At 71.3% G+C, this 16,294-nt stretch carries 16 protein-coding genes; 5 read left to right on the forward strand and 11 right to left on the reverse strand.

Annotation, left to right across the window (positions count from 1 at the left end):
• The first annotated feature begins 160 nt into the window (after positions 1–160).
• Positions 161–958, forward strand: a complete 798-nt coding sequence (locus ACQEVI_RS12995; RefSeq protein ID WP_432899238.1) for a mechanosensitive ion channel family protein — start codon at positions 161–163, stop codon at positions 956–958.
• Between the two features lie 81 nt (positions 959–1,039).
• Here the strand turns inward: ACQEVI_RS12995 and ACQEVI_RS13000 are convergent, their stop codons facing one another.
• The 3 genes from ACQEVI_RS13000 to ACQEVI_RS13010 all read right to left on the reverse strand — a co-directional run bounded on the left by ACQEVI_RS13000 (position 1,040) and on the right by ACQEVI_RS13010 (position 3,282).
• Positions 1,040–1,234: a hypothetical protein gene (locus tag ACQEVI_RS13000; protein ID WP_432899241.1), complete on the reverse strand. Its 195-nt coding sequence runs from the start codon at positions 1,232–1,234 to the stop codon at positions 1,040–1,042.
• 122 nt (positions 1,235–1,356) lie between these two features.
• The gene (locus tag ACQEVI_RS13005; RefSeq protein WP_432899244.1) at positions 1,357–2,253 is read right to left on the reverse strand and encodes an LLM class flavin-dependent oxidoreductase; all 897 of its coding nucleotides are present in this window, start codon (positions 2,251–2,253) and stop codon (positions 1,357–1,359) included.
• A 27-nt stretch (positions 2,254–2,280) separates the two neighbouring features.
• Positions 2,281–3,282, reverse strand: a complete 1,002-nt coding sequence (locus ACQEVI_RS13010; protein WP_432899246.1) for a helix-turn-helix domain-containing protein — start codon at positions 3,280–3,282, stop codon at positions 2,281–2,283.
• A 63-nt stretch (positions 3,283–3,345) separates the two neighbouring features.
• On the opposite strand from ACQEVI_RS13010, the gene ACQEVI_RS13015 reads away from it, so the two are divergent.
• On the forward strand, positions 3,346–4,212 hold the full coding sequence (locus ACQEVI_RS13015) for an alpha/beta hydrolase family protein (protein ID WP_432899248.1): 867 nt from the start codon (positions 3,346–3,348) through the stop codon (positions 4,210–4,212).
• 34 nt (positions 4,213–4,246) lie between these two features.
• On the opposite strand, the gene ACQEVI_RS13020 is transcribed toward ACQEVI_RS13015, so the two are convergent.
• The 3 genes from ACQEVI_RS13020 to ACQEVI_RS13030 form a co-directional block, all read right to left on the reverse strand.
• On the reverse strand, positions 4,247–5,179 hold the full coding sequence (locus ACQEVI_RS13020) for a MaoC family dehydratase (RefSeq protein WP_432899251.1): 933 nt from the start codon (positions 5,177–5,179) through the stop codon (positions 4,247–4,249).
• On the reverse strand, positions 5,176–6,543 hold the full coding sequence (locus ACQEVI_RS13025) for a 3-oxoacyl-ACP reductase (protein WP_432899254.1): 1,368 nt from the start codon (positions 6,541–6,543) through the stop codon (positions 5,176–5,178). The genes ACQEVI_RS13020 and ACQEVI_RS13025 overlap by 4 nt, the downstream gene beginning before the upstream one ends.
• A 118-nt stretch (positions 6,544–6,661) precedes the next feature.
• Positions 6,662–7,984 (reverse strand): acetyl-CoA C-acetyltransferase, encoded by a 1,323-nt coding sequence (locus ACQEVI_RS13030; RefSeq protein ID WP_432899257.1) that lies wholly within the window; start codon positions 7,982–7,984, stop codon positions 6,662–6,664.
• A 185-nt stretch (positions 7,985–8,169) separates the two neighbouring features.
• Between ACQEVI_RS13030 and ACQEVI_RS13035 the strand changes: the two genes are divergently transcribed.
• Together ACQEVI_RS13035 and ACQEVI_RS13040 are read left to right on the forward strand one after the other, a co-directional pair.
• Positions 8,170–8,910 (forward strand): TetR/AcrR family transcriptional regulator, encoded by a 741-nt coding sequence (locus ACQEVI_RS13035; protein ID WP_432899259.1) that lies wholly within the window; start codon positions 8,170–8,172, stop codon positions 8,908–8,910.
• Between the two features lie 74 nt (positions 8,911–8,984).
• A complete protein-coding gene (locus ACQEVI_RS13040; RefSeq protein ID WP_432899262.1) occupies positions 8,985–11,096 on the forward strand; it encodes an acyl-CoA dehydrogenase family protein in 2,112 nt (703 codons plus the stop codon).
• Positions 11,097–11,099: 3 nt separating this feature from the next.
• On the opposite strand, the gene ACQEVI_RS13045 is transcribed toward ACQEVI_RS13040, so the two are convergent.
• A complete protein-coding gene (locus ACQEVI_RS13045; RefSeq protein ID WP_432899265.1) occupies positions 11,100–11,414 on the reverse strand; it encodes a hypothetical protein in 315 nt (104 codons plus the stop codon).
• Positions 11,415–11,691: 277 nt separating this feature from the next.
• Complete coding sequence (locus tag ACQEVI_RS13050; protein WP_432899268.1) at positions 11,692–12,549, reverse strand: DUF2599 domain-containing protein; 858 nt, start codon at positions 12,547–12,549, stop codon at positions 11,692–11,694.
• A gap of 95 nt (positions 12,550–12,644) precedes the next feature.
• Here ACQEVI_RS13050 and ACQEVI_RS13055 point away from each other — a divergent pair, with 95 nt between their 5' ends.
• On the forward strand, positions 12,645–13,301 hold the full coding sequence (locus tag ACQEVI_RS13055; RefSeq protein WP_432899270.1) for a hypothetical protein: 657 nt from the start codon (positions 12,645–12,647) through the stop codon (positions 13,299–13,301).
• Here the strand turns inward: ACQEVI_RS13055 and ACQEVI_RS13060 are convergent.
• The 3 genes from ACQEVI_RS13060 to ACQEVI_RS13070 all read right to left on the reverse strand — a co-directional run bounded on the left by ACQEVI_RS13060 (position 13,267) and on the right by ACQEVI_RS13070 (position 16,240).
• The gene (locus ACQEVI_RS13060) at positions 13,267–14,376 is read right to left on the reverse strand and encodes a T6SS immunity protein Tdi1 domain-containing protein (RefSeq protein ID WP_432899273.1); all 1,110 of its coding nucleotides are present in this window, start codon (positions 14,374–14,376) and stop codon (positions 13,267–13,269) included. The genes ACQEVI_RS13055 and ACQEVI_RS13060 overlap by 35 nt on opposite strands.
• 95 nt (positions 14,377–14,471) lie before the next feature.
• Positions 14,472–15,122 carry a response regulator gene (locus ACQEVI_RS13065; protein WP_432899276.1) on the reverse strand — a complete coding sequence of 217 codons (651 nt, stop codon included), beginning with the start codon at positions 15,120–15,122 and terminating at the stop codon, positions 14,472–14,474.
• Complete coding sequence (locus ACQEVI_RS13070) at positions 15,119–16,240, reverse strand: sensor histidine kinase (protein WP_432899279.1); 1,122 nt, start codon at positions 16,238–16,240, stop codon at positions 15,119–15,121. Before ACQEVI_RS13070 ends, ACQEVI_RS13065 begins: the two co-directional genes overlap by 4 nt.
• Positions 16,241–16,294: the final 54 nt, after the last annotated feature.

A 16,294-nucleotide genomic window follows, 5' to 3' on the forward strand; every position in this document is an offset into this window, starting at 1 on the left:
GGAGAAAGATCCTGAATGTCTTAAAGGCGCGCCGCAGTGGAAAATCCCGTCGCGCAGAATGCGCTTCTCCGGCATATGTTCGTGGGGTGCTGTCACCTTTTAAGGCGCATCGCAGCGGTGCGCGGGAGGTGACGAGAAAATCTCGAAGGGGGAGAGAGCTATGCCATTCCTGAATGCAGGTCTCGTTGTGCCGAGCGCGGTCGACTGGTTGGAGCCGCTCACGAGCGCTCTCGGTGCGATCGCAAGCTTCATCCCGAAGCTGCTCGTGTTCCTGATCGTTTTCCTCATCGGGTACTTCATCGCCAAGGCGGTCGCCCGGTTCGTCGGGATGATCCTGACGCGGATCGGCTTCAACAAGGTGCTGGAGAAGGCCGGGGCCAACCGGCTCCTCGCCGGCTCGGGCATCGAGCCGATCTCGCTGCTCACGAAGATCATCTACTACTTCATCCTGCTGATCACGCTGCAGCTCGCGCTGAGCGCGTTCGGGCCCACCAACCCGGTGAGCGCGATCGTGAACGACATAGTCGCCTGGCTCCCGAGCCTGGTCGTCGCAATCGTGATCGTGGTGATCGCCGGTGCGATCGCGAATGCGGTGAAGGACCTCATTCTCAACTCCATGGGCGGCGTTTCCTACGGCCCGCTCGTTGCGAAGGTGGTCTCGTTCTTCATCATCGCGCTCGGTGTTATCGCCGCGGTGAACCAGATCGGCATCGGCACCACCGTGACAATGCCTGTGCTCGTGGCATTCCTGGCTACCGTGGCGGGAATTCTGATCGTCGGTGTCGGCGGTGCCCTGATCGGCCCGATGCGTTCGCGTGTCGAAGGTGTCCTCGACAACCTGTCGGGTGGTGGCGCCGCTGCCACACCTGTCGCCCAGCCCGTTGCCGACCCGGGTGCCGCGCCTGACGCAGCCCCCGGTACGGCGGGTTCGTTCGCACCGCCGCCGCGCGACGTCTGATCGCCTGACCGGCCGGCACACCACGACGCCGGGGTCGTATCGTCCTGGACGGTACGACCCCGGCGTCGCGTCGTGCGGGACTCAGAAGTCCCGGTTCTCCGTGCCGAAGTCCCGGTTGTCCGGTACCGACGTCACGCGTGTGCCATCGGCGCCGAAGTCGCGGTTGTCGCCCATGTCCCGGTTGTCGGCCATGGCCGATGTGGCACCCAGGACACCGACGGCTGCGGTGAGGACAGCTGCGGCGCCCGCGGCAGCGATCCGTGCGGACTTCTTCATGGTGGGCCTCCTTTGCCGCCGGAAGGGCGGTCCCCCGGCGCGACCACGGTGAGGCACGGCGTCCCGCGACTCAACGACCTTTGGCTGACACCGAATGTCCGGGCCACGGCAGTGCCGGCGTGCTAAGCGTCGCTCAACAGCTCCCGGGCCGCGCCCATCACCTCGATGAACCGCTCCATGTCCGGCTCGTCCTCGGTCGGCTGGAGGGCCACGGTGCTCGCGCCCGCCTTGCCGTACCGCCGCACGCCGTCGGCGAGCGCCTGGGCGTCGCCCCACAGGGCGTAGGAACCGAGGGCGTCGTCGTCGGCCACGTCCGTGCCCCAGGCAGTGAGCTCGGCGCGCAGGCGTGCGGCCGCGTCGGGACCGGTCGCGGCGGACACGTTCTGGATGACCGGGAACGGTGCGGCGGCGTCGTGGCCGGCGGCCGCCCTGCCCTCGGCGACCCGTTCGAGCACGGCGGGCAGCCCGATCAGGCCGACGGAACCCTCGAGGACCACGCCGTCGCCGATCTCGCCGGCGAGGCGCAGCGACTTCGGTCCCGTGGCCGCGACCGGGACCGGCACGGGCCGCGCGGGCGGCCAGTCGAGCGCGACGTCGTCGAGGGACACGTACCGGCCGGACGTCGTGACCCGCTCACCGGCCAGCAGCGCGCGCAGCGCCGTCGAGTACTCCCGCATGAGGGTCAGGGGCGACGCGGCCTTGGCACCGACCTGCGCCATCCACGACTGCACGCCGTGCCCGATACCAGGGACGAGCCGGCCTGGGAACATCCCCTCGACGGTCGCGACCTCCATCGCGGTGAGCGCCACGTTCCGCAGGGGCGTCGGCATGACGCCGATCCCGACGCGGACGTGGTCGGTGGCGGACAGGATCGCGCTGGCGGCGGAGATACCGCCGGTCTGGAAGCAGTCCTCCCACAGCCAGATCTCCTCGATGCCCGCCGACTCGACGGCGCGGGCGAGCGGGACGATGCGGGACGGCGGGGTCGATGGACGGATGATGCACGCCAGTGTGGTCATGGACTCACGCTGTCATGGAGCGGACCGTCAGATCCAGCCCTTGCGTGCGGCGTGCCAGCCGAGCTGGATGCGGGTCGAGACGCCTGCGACGCCCATCAGCACCTTGACACGCCGCTGCACGGTGCGCAGGGAGAGCCCGAGCTGGTTGGCCACCGACTGGTCGGTGAGGCCGGCCAGCATGAGCGCGAGGATCCGGCTGTCCTCCTCGTCCAGCTCCGAGTTCTCGGCGCGCTCGCCCGGCGGTGCGAAGGGCGTCGCGTCGCGCCACACGCTCTCGAACAGGGCGATCAGGGCGTCCAGCAGGCCGGACGGGTGGATGATCAGCGCGCCCACGAGGTTGGGCGCGAGGTCGGAACCCTCGGTGCCCGCCTCGACGACGGTCTGGATCGGCACGAACGCGAGCCGGCGGTCGATGATGAAGAGCTTGATCGGCACCCGCTCGGAGAACCGCACGTCCTCGCCGTTCTCGACGGCCTCCGCGACGTCCTCGACCCGATACACGCCCGTGTCCAGGAAGAGGCGGTCGATCACCACCCGGTACCGGACGCCGCGCGCCACCGCCTGGTCCTCCGCGGTGTTCTCGTTGGCGGGCATCACGAACACCGGTGGCTTGGTGAACGACTCGACCGTCTCGCGTGCGCCGAGCTGGAGCTGGATGATGCGGTGCTTCACGGCGTCGGCACCGCGCACGACGTCGACGACGTCGGTGGCCGGCCGCAGCGCGGACGAGCGCCGGAACTCCTCCTCGAGCTCGATCAGCTCGACCTGCGCGGCGCGGATCTCGTCCTTGCGCCGGGCGAGCAGCGCGCCCAGCGCGATCTCGGGCGGCGCGGCCTGGAAGCGGGAGTCGTCGGCGCTCTGCCGGGACGCCAGGCCGTGGCTCTCCAGCGCGCGGAGCACGTCCAGCGCGTCACCGGGGTCGCAGTCGAGGCGGCGACCCAGCTCCGCCGCGTCGAGGGACGGAGAAGCCACGAGGTCGCGGTACGCGAGGGACTGCGACTTCGTCAGACCGAGCACGTCGCCGAGCATGGTGTCCTCCCGCAGGATGAAGTTCGCAGGGCCCTGGCGAGGATACGGGATACCCTCCGGCACGTGAGCACCGAGGACGTGAGGCTTCCCGCTGACGACGGCGAGTCGGTCGCCGGCCGCTGGTTCCTGCCGGACGGCGACCCGGTGGGCGTCGTGGTGATCGCGCCCGCCATGGCCATGCCGATGCGGTTCTACCGGCACCTCGCGGCCTGGCTCGCGGAGCGCGGCTTCGCGGTGCTCACCTTCTCGTACCGCGGTTCGGAGCCCGAGCTCTACGGCCCGATGCGGGACTCGTCGGCGACCGCCCTGGACTGGTACCACGACGCGGAGCTCGCGGCCCGGCATGCCCGTGCCCGGGCGGACACCGCCGGCGTCCCGCTCACCTGGGTGGGGCACTCGTTCGGCGGCCAGAGCCTGGGCTTCCTGTCCGACGTCGGTGTGGCCAGCTGCGTCATGGTCGCCTCGGGGACGGGCTGGCGTGGCAAGGCCGTGCCGATGATCAAGCGCTGGTCGCCGCTCCTGTGGCGAGCCATAGCGCCCGTGGCGATCGCCGCGGTCGGTTACTACCCGGGCCGCCGCCTCCGGATCCTGGACGACCTGCCGGCCGGTGTCATGCGCCAGTGGGGCCGCTGGTGCCTGCACCGGGACTACCTGTTCAGCGAGCACCCCGAGCTGCGGGACCGGTTCGCGAAGGTGCGGACGCCGGTCACCGCCCTCTGGACCGCCGACGACGAGCTCATCTCCCCGGAGTCGATCCGGTACTGGAGCAAGGAGTTCCCGAACGCGCCGATCGAGTTCGTCGAGCTGCGTGCCGCCGACCACGGCCTGAGCCGGATCGGGCACTCGGGCTTCTTCCGCCCGAAACGGGCGATCCTCTGGGACAAAGTGCTCCTCCCCCGCCTACCCAGCGATCCGGTCCGAGAGCAGTAGTGGTTCGGGCCAGATCGCTGGGTAGGGAACGAGGTCAGAGGGGGGTGACGGTGCCTCGGAAGTGGCGGGTGTTCTTGCCTGACCGCCAACCCTCGTAGACGAAGCCCTGTGTGCCGGCCGAGGCCTCGTCCGCGTACCGGATCGCCACGTCCACCGTGCTGGGGAGCAGGACCGGCTTGAAGAACTCGACGGTCCACTCGTACGTCTCGCCCCGGCGTGCGGGCCCCACCTCGGCCAGCGCCCGGGCCGCTGTGTACATCCCGTGCGCGATCGCCCGGGGGAAGCCGAACGCCTTGGCGCCTAGGCCCGACGTGTGGATCGGGTTCTGGTCGCCGGAGATCGCGCCGTAGGCCCGGCCCGTGCCGGCGCCGAGCTTCCAGCGTGCGGTCGGCAGGGGCGCCGTCCACTCCTCGCGGGGTGCCTCGGCCCCGGGCACGCCGTCGCCAGGGGCCGTGAAGCCCTTGGCGAGGTACGTCGACACGCTCTGGTAGGCGAGCTCGCTGCCGACCAGCACCTCGGCGACCAGGTCCACCTGGACGCCGCGGCGGTGCGCCCGGGCGTCCTGCGCCCAGGCCCGCACCGTCAGGGCCTCGCCGAGCCGCACGGGCCGGAGCACCCGTGCGGTGTTCCGTAGGTGCACCATGCCGAGCAGCGGCAGCGGGAAGTCGCCGCGCACCATGACGGCGGTGGCCAGGGGGAACGCGAGCACGTGCAGGAACCCGGCGGGCAGCACCTCGGACGACGGCTCACCGAGCAGCCGCTGGTACGCCGCGAGGTGCGCGGCCTCGCCCGCGGTGTCGACGTCCGCCACCTGATAGGCCAGCTTGGGCAGCCGGACGGTGCCCTTCGGGCGTTTGCTCGCGGAGCCGGCGAGGCCCTTGGCGAACAGGCCGCCCAGCCTCGGCAGCTGGGCAAGCTCTGTCACGCCGTACGACGCCGGTGCTCCCGGCACTGTGAGCTCTGTCATTTGCCCAGCATGGACTGGCCGCAGACGCGCAGCACCTGTCCGTTCACACCGCGAGCCACCGGGGACGACAGGAAGGCGATGGCCTCGGCGACGTCGATCGGCAGACCGCCCTGCTGGAGCGACGGGATGATGCGCCGGCCCACCTCGCGGGTCGCGAACGGGATCGACCTGGTCATCTCGGTCTCGATGAAGCCCGGCGCCACGGCGTTGGCAGTGCCGCCCAGCTCCGCGACGAGCGGCGCGGTGGCCGCCGTGTGGCCGATCACGCCGGACTTCGAGTAGGCGTAGTTGGTCTGGCCCTTGTTGCCCGCGATGCCGGACGTCGAGGCGAGTGACACGATGCGCAGCCCCTCCACCCCGGCGGCCAGCAGCTGCTCGTTGATGCGCAGCTGGGAGGCGAGGTTCACCGCGATGACGGCGTCCCACTGGGCGGGCTTCATGTTCGCGAGCAGCTTGTCCCGCAGGATGCCCGCGTTGTGCACCAGGATGTCGAGCCCGCCGAGGTGCCGGGTCGCCTCCAGGATCTTGGTGCCGGCGTCGGCGGAGGTCACGTCGAGCTGCACCGCGGTGCCCTTGATCTCGTTCGCGACCGCGGCCAGCGACTCACCGGCGGCCGGCACGTCCACGACCACGACCTTGGCGCCGTCCCGGGCCAGGGTGCGCGCTATCGCTGCGCCGATACCGCGTGCGGCACCGGTGACGACGGCGACCTTGCCGGCCAGCGGCTGCTGCCAGTCGACGTCGTCGAGGTCGTCCGCCGGACCGACGGGCAGCACCTGGCCGTCGACGTACGCCGACTTGGCGGACAGGAAGAAGCGCAGCGTGCCGAGCACGGAGGTCGAGTCGACGGCGGCACCCCCGGTGAGCTGCACACCATTCGCCGTCGCGCCGGCCCGCAGCTCCTTGCCGACCGAACGCGTGAAGCCCTCGAAGCCGGCCCTGGTGGCGGCGACGGCCGGCGAGTCGCCGATCTCCGGCGCGCGGGAGACGACCACTACCCGGCCGTTGCCCGCGAGCCTGCGGAGCGTGCCACCGAGGGTGAGCACCGCCTCCGAGACGGCCTCAGGGGACTCGGCGGACGTGCCGACCAGCACGACGCCGCCCCAGCGGACGTCGCCGGCGCCCTCGGTGGAACGACGCACGTCGACGTCCCACGATCCGAGAGCCTTGGCGATCGCGTCGGCGTCGCCGGCCGAGGCGCCGTCCGACACGACGAGCACCGGGCCCACCGTGAGGGGGGCGTCGGCGGCGTAGCGGCGCAGGATCGCCGGGCGGGGGAGCCCCAGCTTCTTGGCGATGGTCTTGGTGAAGCCGCGGTTCACGGCCACTGTGTACTTGTCTGACGGGGCGGACTGGTCAGCCACGAAAATCCTTCCGGTTCTGGGGTGAGGCTCAGGCACTGTCGTCTACCGTCTGAGCCCGTTGCTTCGCTACGGGCGAGTGCCTCGTTCCTCGGCCCTCACCCTTCGCTGCGCGCTGGGCTCAGACGGACTCGACGACGGCGACGGCGCCGAGGCCACCGGCGGCGCAGACCGAGATCAGTGCCCGTGCCGGCTGCCCGGTCTCGGCAGCCTTGGCGGCCACGAGCTTCGCGGCGGTGGCGATGATGCGTCCGCCGGTCGCCGCGAACGGGTGGCCCGCCGCGAGCGAGGAGCCGTTCACGTTGAGCTTGCTGCGGTCGATCTTGCCGAGCGCGCCGTCGAGACCGAGCTCGGTACGGCAGTACTCCTCGTCCTCCCACGCGGCGAGCGTGGTCAGCACGGTGGAGGCGAACGCCTCGTGGATCTCGAAGAAGTCGATGTCCTCGAGGGTCAGACCGTTGCGGGCCAGCAGACGCGGCACGGCCGCGGCCGGCGCCATGAGGAGCCCCTCGTGACCGTGCACGAAGTCGACGGCGGCCGTCTCGGCGTCCACGAACTTCGCGAGGATCGGCAGGTCGCGCTCCTCTGCCCACTCGCGCGAGGAGAACAGGACGGCGGAGGCGCCGTCGGTCAGCGGCGTGGAGTTGCCGGCCGTCATGCTCGCCGGCTCGGCGAGCTGGGTGCCGAAGACCGGCTTGAGCTTCGCGAGCTTCTCGAGCGACGTGTCGGCACGCAGGTTGTCGTCGCGGGTCAGGCCCTTGTACGGGGTGACCAGGTCGTCGAAGAAGCCGGACTCCCAGGCGCGGGCCAGGTTCTGGTGCGAGTTGAACGCGATCTCGTCCTGCGCCTCGCGCGAGACGCCCCACTTGGCGGTGGTGATCGCCTGGTGCTCACCCATGGAGAGGTGCGTGCGCGGCTCGCCGGTGCCGGGCGTGGCCGGGGCCAGGTCCTTCGGGCGGACCTTGAGCAGCGCCTTGATCTTGGCGCTGGTGGTCTTGGCGTGGTTCGCGTCCAGGAGCGCGGCGCGCAGGCGGTCGCTGACGACGATCGGCGCGTCCGACACGGTGTCCGTGCCGCCGGCGATCGCGGACTCGATCTGGCCCAGCTTGATCTTGTTGGTCACGGCGATCGCGGCCTCGAGCCCGGTGGCGCACGCCTGCTGCACGTCGTAGGCGGGCGTCGTGGGCGACAGGGAGGAGCCCAGCACCGACTCACGGATCAGGTTGAAGTTCTTGCTGTGCTTGAGGACAGCGCCACCGGCGACCTCGCCCAGGCGTTCGCCCTGCAGGCCGAACCGGGCGACGAGGCCCTCGAGCGCTGCGGTGAACATGTCCTGGTTGCTGGTCCGGACGTACTTCTTGCCGGCGCGGGAGAACGGGATGCGGTTGCCGCCGATGATCACGGCTTCGCGCGTGGACGGGACGGGGGAGGGGGTGGTGGACACGTCGCTGTTCCTTCTCACTTCGTCGTCGGGCAAGTGGCTTCGTAGATCGAGCCTCGTCGAGGCCAGGACAGGCCGCTACCCGGTTCGCGCCCGGGGTGGTGCCCAGGACTCACAGTACCTGATACTCTCAGTCTCGTGAGACGAATCACAAGACCTCTAGCGAGTTACGGTGGGGAGGTGGACCGATGAGCATCGGAGTCGACGGTCGTTCGACCCGCTGGGACGACCACCGCACGGCACGCCGGGCAGAGCTCGTCCGGGCCGCGCGCAAGGCTGTGCACCGCCTCGGTCCCGCGGTCTCGATGGACGAGATCGCCGCCGCGGCGGGTACGTCGAAGTCAATCGTCTACCGGTACTTCGACGACAAGGCGGGCCTGCGGCTCGCCGTCGCCGAGACCGTGGTGATGCAGATGCACGACGCGCTGCGCGCCGCGGCGCAGCGCGCGGACGACCCCGAGATGGCGCTGCGCGAGATGGTACGGGTCTACCTCGAGATGATCGAGAGCTCGCCCAACGTCTACTGGTTCGTCACCCGCACCGCCATCGGCGGCAACGAGCCGGCGCCGGTCGAGAGCGGACGCCGTGGCCGCCGCGCCACGGCCGCCGAGGAGGTGGCGGACGCCGCCGTCCCGACCACGCCGGTCGACCTGCACCCCCTGGGCGCCTACCTCGACTCGGTGATCGAGCTCGTCGCGGAACCGTTCGCGCGGGCCACCGACGTCCCCCAGGCCGATGCCGCCGCCTGGGCGGCCGGCGCCGTCGGCTTCGTGCGGGGCTCCGGCGAGTGGTGGCTCGGCCACCGCAACGTCGAGTCGAGCCCGCTGACCCGCGAAGAGCTCACCGAGCGCGTGACGCTCTGGCTCTGGACCGGCCCGGTGGGCGTGCTGCACCACAACCGTCCTGGTTCCGCACCAGTCACCGCCTGACCCCGAACACTCTTCGACCCACCCTCCCGAGACCCAGCACCTGGCCTGCCGGCCGAAATACCGAGGAGAACCCGATGACGACCACCTCCGAGTCCGTGACGCCCCCCACGGCCACCGAGGCCGCCGCGCCCGCACCCCTGGCGCCCCGGCCGGCGTCGGGCGTCCGCGTGGACGTACCCGCCCTGGAGCAGATGCTGCTCGGCCGCTGGGCCGAGGAGCGTGCCGAGGCTCGTCACATGGTGGCCACCCACCCCGAGCTCTGGAAGCGGGAGGGGATCACCAAGGAGGAGCACCGGGAGATCGCGCTCGCCCAGATGAAGCAGATGGTGCCCTACGGCCACGTCCTGCGGGCGTTCCCGGAGCGCCTCGGCGGCCGTGCGCAGGCGGGCGCCAACCTCGTGGGGTTCGAGGAGCTGGTCGCCGCCGACCCGTCGCTGCAGATCAAGGCGGGCGTGCAGTGGGGTCTGTTCGGCTCCGCCATCCTGCACCTCGGTACCGAGGAGCAGCAGGACCGACTGCTTCCCGGTGCGATGGACCTGAGCGTGCCCGGCGCGTTCGCGATGACGGAGACCGGCCACGGCTCCGACGTCGCCTCGATCGGCACGACCGCCACGTACGACCCCGAGACCGAGGAGTTCGTGCTCAACACCCCGTTCCGCGGGGCGTGGAAGCAGTACCTCGGCAACGCGGCGAAGCACGGCGTCGCGGCGACGGTGTTCGCCCAGCTCATCACCAACGGCGTGGACCACGGCGTGCACTGCTTCTACGTGCCGATCCGGGACCCGCAGACGATGGAGTTCCTGCCGGGCGTCGGCGGCGAGGACGACGGCCAGAAGGGCGGCCTGAACGGCATCGACAACGGCAAGCTGCACTTCACGAACGTGCGTGTGCCGCGGCAGGACCTGCTCGCCCGCTACGGCCAGGTGGCCCCGGACGGCACCTACACGTCCACCATCGACAGCCCGGGCCGCCGGTTCTTCACCATGCTGGGCGCCCTGGTGCAGGGTCGTGTCTCGCTCGACGGCGCGGCGATCTCCGCGGCGAAGATCGGTCTGGCGATCGCCACGAAGTACGCCGACCAGCGGCGCCAGTTCTCGCCGTCCGCGGGCGCCGACGAGCTGACGCTGCTCGACTACGCGACGCACCGTCGCCGTCTCTTCCCGCGTATCGCCGAGGCGTACGCGATGCACTTCGCGCACGACGAGCTGCTCGACATGTTCGACGCCGTGTTCTCGGGCCGCGAGGACACCCCGGCCATGCGCGAGGACCTCGAGACGACAGCCGCCGCGCTCAAGGCGACCTCCACCTGGTACTCGCTGGACACCCTGCAGGAGTGCCGCGAGGCCTGCGGGGGCGCCGGCTTCCTCTCGGAGAACCGCTTCACCAGCCTGCGTGCCGACCTCGACATCTACACCACCTTCGAGGGCGACAACCACGTGCTGCTGCAGCTCGCGGCCAAGCGCCTCGTGGGTGACTACGGCAAGCGGATGGCCGAGGCGTCGAAGTCCCCGGGCGGCATGGCGGGCATCGTCGCCGGGCAGGCCAAGGACGCGGTGCTGCACAAGCTCCCGCTGAAGCGGCTCGGCCAGACCGTCGCCGACGGCGGCCGGGTGCGCTCCGCGGGCCGCCTGCTGGACGCGGAGGTGCAGCGCGAGCTGATCGCCGGACGCTTCGAGGGCATGGTCGCCGCGACCGCGCTGGGCATGCGCCCCGCCCTCAAGGCCGACTCGATCCGCGCCCAGGAGATCTTCGACGACAACCAGGTGAGCCTCATCGGGTCCGCCGCCGCCTGGGCAGAGCTGGTGCGCTGGGACGCGTTCACGAAGGCCATCGGCACGGTGTCCGACGCCGGCACCCGCAAGGTCCTCACCCTGCTCCGCGACATCTACGGGCTCACGACCATCGAGCGTCACCTCGACTGGCACCTGACCAACGGCCGCCTCTCGACGGGCCGCGCGAAGGCTGTGACCTCGACGATCGACCGGATGCTCAAGGAGCTTCGTCCGCACGTGCTCGACGTCATCGACGCCTGGGGCTTCACGCAGGAGCACCTGCGCGCCCCGATCGCCGACGGCTCCGAGAAGGTCCGTCAGGACGAGGCGGCCGCGTACTACCGCCAGCTGCGCGCGAGCGGCACGGCACCGGTCAGCGAGAAGGAGCTGCGCAAGCAGGGCGCGAAGCCCTGACCGTCACGCGGCGTCGGGTACCGCCGCCACGATCGGCACGGGGAGCTGCTGCACGGGAACCTGGACGGGCTCGCTCGTGGGCTCGTCGTCCTCCGCCTCGCGGTTCTCCGCCTCGCGTGCGAGCGGTCCGCCGAGCGTCACCGGGGCGCCCTGCTTCGTCGCCGGCTCCGGTGTCGCCCGCACGGCGAAGAAGGTGCCCGCCAGCCCGAGGAGGGCGGCGAGCACGGTGAGCGGTACGAGCTGGTACGCCACGGTGAATCCGAGCAGTGCGCCGCAACCTACCGCGACGGCTGATCCACGGACTAGTACACGGGTCATCAGGAGCCTCCCTGCCAAGGTATCTCCGAGGAGCAATGCCTGACCCCAGGGGATTCCCGTGGATCGCTGGGCACCTGCGGATGGCGGCCAGCGCCTGGTGCGCACGACCACATGAGCTGGGGTCCGGCTGAGCTGGGGCTCATCAGATTGTGTGGCGAGCCTGCCTCGCCTCATTTCCAGGAAACCTCAAGCCAGGCACCTTCGCACGTCGAACCGCCCTGCCGGCGGTCACGAACGGGTCACGGCACGGGGCGCGCGGGCCGATGGTCCGTCGAGCTCAAACGGGGTTGCACTGGGCGGTGGCGGTGAGGATCAGCCCGACGTCGGGCCGCCATGGCTCGAGGTTCCACGTGGACTTGTCGGGTGCTCCCACCGCGTGGCACACGAGCTGGTCGCCCATCGTCGAGGTGTCCGCTTCTGGCTCGGCGGCCACCAGCTGGGTGCGGATCAGGTCCAGCCCGGCCTGGCCGGCGTACCGCGCCCAGTCCGTCGGGTCGACGGCGAGCGAGCGTCCGCCCTCGTTCTCGCCCCAGGTCGCGCTCTCGATCGCCTGGGTGCCGACCACGAACGTGACGGGCAGCAGCTCGGCCCGGTCCGTGGGTGCGGGGGACTCCGACTCCTGGGGCGGCTCGATCGGGCCGACCTCCACGAGGGCGTGCGTGGCGTCGATCTCGGTGACGCCGATGCGGGGCGCGTCGTCCTCGGTGTCCGACGGCGGTGCGGGCGGGCCGATCGCCGCGACGGGGTCGCCGTCGTCGTCCAGCACGGTGATGCTGCCGTCCGTGTCGACGTCGAGCGCACCGGGGGACGCGAGCGCGAGGCGCGCGGAGCGCCCGGCGGCCAGCGTGAGGGTGACCGTCCGGGTGTCCGGCCCGTCCTCGTCCGCCCGGACGTCGGCGGCCTTCAGGGTGACGATCTGGAGGACCACGTCGCCCAGGGTGACCGTGCTCGTGCGCTGCTCGGGTCGATCGTCTGCGGGTGGCTGCGCCGAACGCGCCGCGGTGGGTGTGGGCTCCACGTCGGCTCCTCGCGCACCTCCCGCCCGGTCGGCCGGGCCGCAGCCGCTCAGGGCGAGGAGCGTGGCCAGTGTCGCGCACGCGGCGAGGTGTGACTGGGCAGCTCGTCGGATCGGCACCACCCCATTGTGTGGGCAACCGGCTTCGTACGGGTGATCGACACGGGTCGGCGTGCTGGGTGGCGCGTGTCGTCGTCAGCCCCTATGTTTAGAACATGCGTTCGAACAAGGTGCTGGTGACTCGTGGTCCCGCCGATGTGCCGGGCCAGTCTCCGCGTGGTGCTGCCGCATCGCGCGAGTCAGGGTTCGCGAACGGATTCGCGGATCTTACGGAGGCGGTCGACGCCGTGGCTGCGGTCGACGCGCTCCTTGCCTCGCTCGCTGCCTCACGGGCGGTGCTCATGGAATCGGTCCGGGAGTGGGTGGCCGACCAGCCCGAGCTGTTCGACGCTCCTGAGGCGGATGCGGACGAACCGGCCGGGCTGGCACCCGAGCTCGTCGAGCGGCTGGCCAGGGTCCTGCGGATGCCGGAGAGCTCGGCGATCGCGCTCGTCGAGGAGTCCCGTGCGCTGGTGCACGAGCATCCCCGCACGCTCGCCGCACTCCGTGGCGGACAGATCACCCACGCGCATGCGCAGACCATCCTCGGCTACACGGACGGGCTGGGCCGGAGCAACCGGGTGGCGCTGGAGACGCGCCTGCTGAAGCGCGCGCTCAGCACCACCCCGGGTGAACTGAGCCTTGTCGCACGGGTCGAGCGTGAGCGTCGACTTCGCCCGGAACGCCCGACGGCGGCACCGGTGGTGCGTCAGGCGGCGGCCGCCCGGCGGCAGCGGCTCAGTGCTTCCCCCACAGGTCGTCCCACGCGGTGAACGGGTCGTCGGTCCGTGGTGCCTGCTGCGGGTTGCCGCCGGCAGCCACGGCCGACGCCTGGTTGCGCCATGTGGGGGCGGCCCAGGTCGGGCTGCCCCAGCTGGGGCTGTTCCACGTCGGGGCGGCCTGGCCGCGGTGATCCTGACCGCCGCTGGTCTGGTCGCTGTCGTACGGGAGCCAGCCCTGGGGCGCGTCCGACCCGCCGGCCCACTGATCGCCCGGTCCCGTCTCGTACTGCTCGGCGGCGGAGTGCGCGGCGGGGTGCGAGGGGTCGTGCTCCGCCGCGTACCCGTCCAGCGGCGTCGCCAGCTCGTGAGCCTGGCTCGGCTCCGGCCACTGCTGCGCCGTCTCGGTCTGCCCCGACCAGGCGGGGTACTCGCTCTGTCCCGACCAGGACGGCGTAGGCGAGGGAGGGACCGGCGCCGGCTGTTCCGATTCTGCAGGTGCCGCATGCCTCTTGGCCTTGTAGGGCCGGGTGCCGGCACTCGGTGCCGGTGCGGCGACCGCCGCGAAGGTAGTGGTGGCGAGGTACTGCTCGAACGGCACGTCGAAGGTCTCGTCCTCCGACCACGCGCCGTCCCAGGCCGCGGTGGCCCGGGACGCGCCGGCGCGGCGGCCGTCGTCGGGCATCGGGGAGAGGCGGATCTCGCCCGAGCTGTGCAGTATCTGGTCGTGCATCTGCCCGACCCAGTTGACCGCCAGCTCGAAACGCATGGCACTGAGCCCGTTCACGCCGAGCTCACCGCCGAGGGCAGGGTGCGGGTTGAAGGCGTAGACGTCCTCCTCGCCGAGGTGGATGCCGCGGCTCCGGGCGTCGCGGACCAGGTCGTCCATGAGATAGGTGGCGCGACCCTCTGCGGACTCGAGCTCGGCGTACATGGTGACCGCCGAGGCCCAGCGGAGCTCGAGCGTGCCCTCGACCGTGTCCAGGAACCACCATCCGTCCAGCGACTCGAGGAAGATGTCGCCGAAACAGGTCGCGAAGCGCGGGGTCTGCTCGCGAAGCCCCAACCACTGCCATGAGGAGAGCCCGAACTCGAAGGAAACCTTCGGAAAAGTTCGAAGCAGCTTCATGTCCGAATGAAACCACTGTCGGGTAAACGCCGGGAACCCCCTGATGACATCTTTGTTACGCGATTACTCAGTAACGGGGCAGCGGGGGTGCAGGCTCACGCGAGTCCGGACTGGTAGGCGAACACCACGAGCTGTGCCCGGTCGCGCGCGGAGAGCTTGATCATCGCGCGCGACACGTGCGTCCGCGCGGTCGCCGGGCTGAGGACGAGATGCGCGGCGATCTCGTGGTTGCTCATCCCCTGGGCCACGAGGCGGACCACCTCGTGCTCGCGGTCGGTCAGGTCCCCGATCCGGGGGTGCGGCGCGAGCGCGCGCGGTGATGCGGCGGTGAACTCCCTGATCAGGGTGCGCGTTGCCGACGGCGCCAGCAGCGCGCCGCCGTCGTGCACCGTGCGGATCGCGGTGACGAGGTCCGCCGGCGGGGTGTTCTTCAGGAGGAAGCCGCTGGCCCCCGCGCGCAGGCCGTCGACCACGTACTGGTCGTGCTCGAACGTCGTGAGCACCACGATGCGCGTGGCGGTCAGGGCAGGGTCCTCGGCGATCCGCCGGGTCGCCTCGATGCCGTCGATGCCGGGCATCCGGATGTCCATGAGCACGACGTCGGGCCGCAGGCGACGCGCCTGGGCGACGGCGGCGATGCCGTCGGCGGCCTCGCCGGCGACCGTGACGTCCACCTCTCCGGAGATCAGGGCGCGCAGGCCCATCCGCACCAGGTCCTGGTCGTCCACGAGCAGCACAGAGATCATGCGACACCTCCGGCGGGCAGTACCGCCCGCACCTCGAAATACTCCTCGACGGGGCCGGCGTCGAGCCGCCCGCCCAGGGACTCGACCCGATGCCGCATCCCGGTGATGCCGAACCCGGCGACGAAGCCGCCGTCGAGGGCGCGCGGGCTGGGGGCACGCAGGTTGCGGACGCACAGCCGGACCAGGTCCGGCTCGTAACCCACCTCCACGCGCGCCGCCGTCCCGGCACCGTGCTTGACCACGTTGGTCAGCGACTCCTGGAGCACGCGGTAGGCGGCGAGGTCGACGGCGTCGGGCAGCGACCGGGGCGTGCCGCCGATCGTGAGGTCGACGCTGACACCCGCCGAACGCACCCGCTGCGCCAGCACCTCCAGGTTGGCCAGCCCGGCCGTCGGCGCTCGTTCGGGACCCGCGCCGGACGCGGTCCCCGGGCGGATCTCCGCAAGCGTGGTGCGCAGCTCGGTCAGCGCCTCGTTCGCCGCCTTCGAGATGGCCTCCAGCGCGGTGGTGGCATCCTCCGGCCGGCCCAGATGGAGTGCGATGTCCGCCTGCATCTGGATGGCGGCCAGGCCGTGCCCGACGACGTCGTGCACCTCGTGCGCGAGCTGCAGGCGTTCGTCGTCGCGCGCCTGCTGCTCCGCCGCGTCCCGTTCGGCGGACCGGGCCTCGTGCCACATCCGCCGGGCCACGCCGATGCTGAACGGCACCGCAACGATGGCGCCTGCCGGTATCAGCCCGGTCGGCAGGGGAAGTGCGCTCGGATGCGTGAGGACGTGCAGCAGGAGGAGGGCCAGCGTCGCTGCGCCCCACGGGAGGGCGGCGCGGAGCGGACGCCGTCGGGCCAGGGAGTAGACCGCGACCACCACGCACACCATCACCGGGCCGTACGGGTAGTCGAGGAGCAGGTAGGTGACCGTCGAGAGGGTGACCACGCCGAGCGTCACCACCGGCCAGGGGGTGCGGAACAGCGTCCCCGCCGCAGCGGTGACTGCCAGCGCGTACCCGAGGGCGTCGACCGGGCGCACCCCGGCCGACGCCTCCAGGAACGGCAGCGAGACCAGCGTGAGCGCCGTCAGCGCGGCGGTCACACCGACGTCCACGAGTCGCGGCTTCCCCATGTTCCTCACCTCCGGCCCCACTGTGTCCGACGGCGGACCGGGCGTCACCCCCTG

The sequence above is a fragment of the Promicromonospora sp. CA-289599 genome, assembly GCF_050936155.1.
Taxonomy (GTDB): domain Bacteria; phylum Actinomycetota; class Actinomycetes; order Actinomycetales; family Cellulomonadaceae; genus Promicromonospora.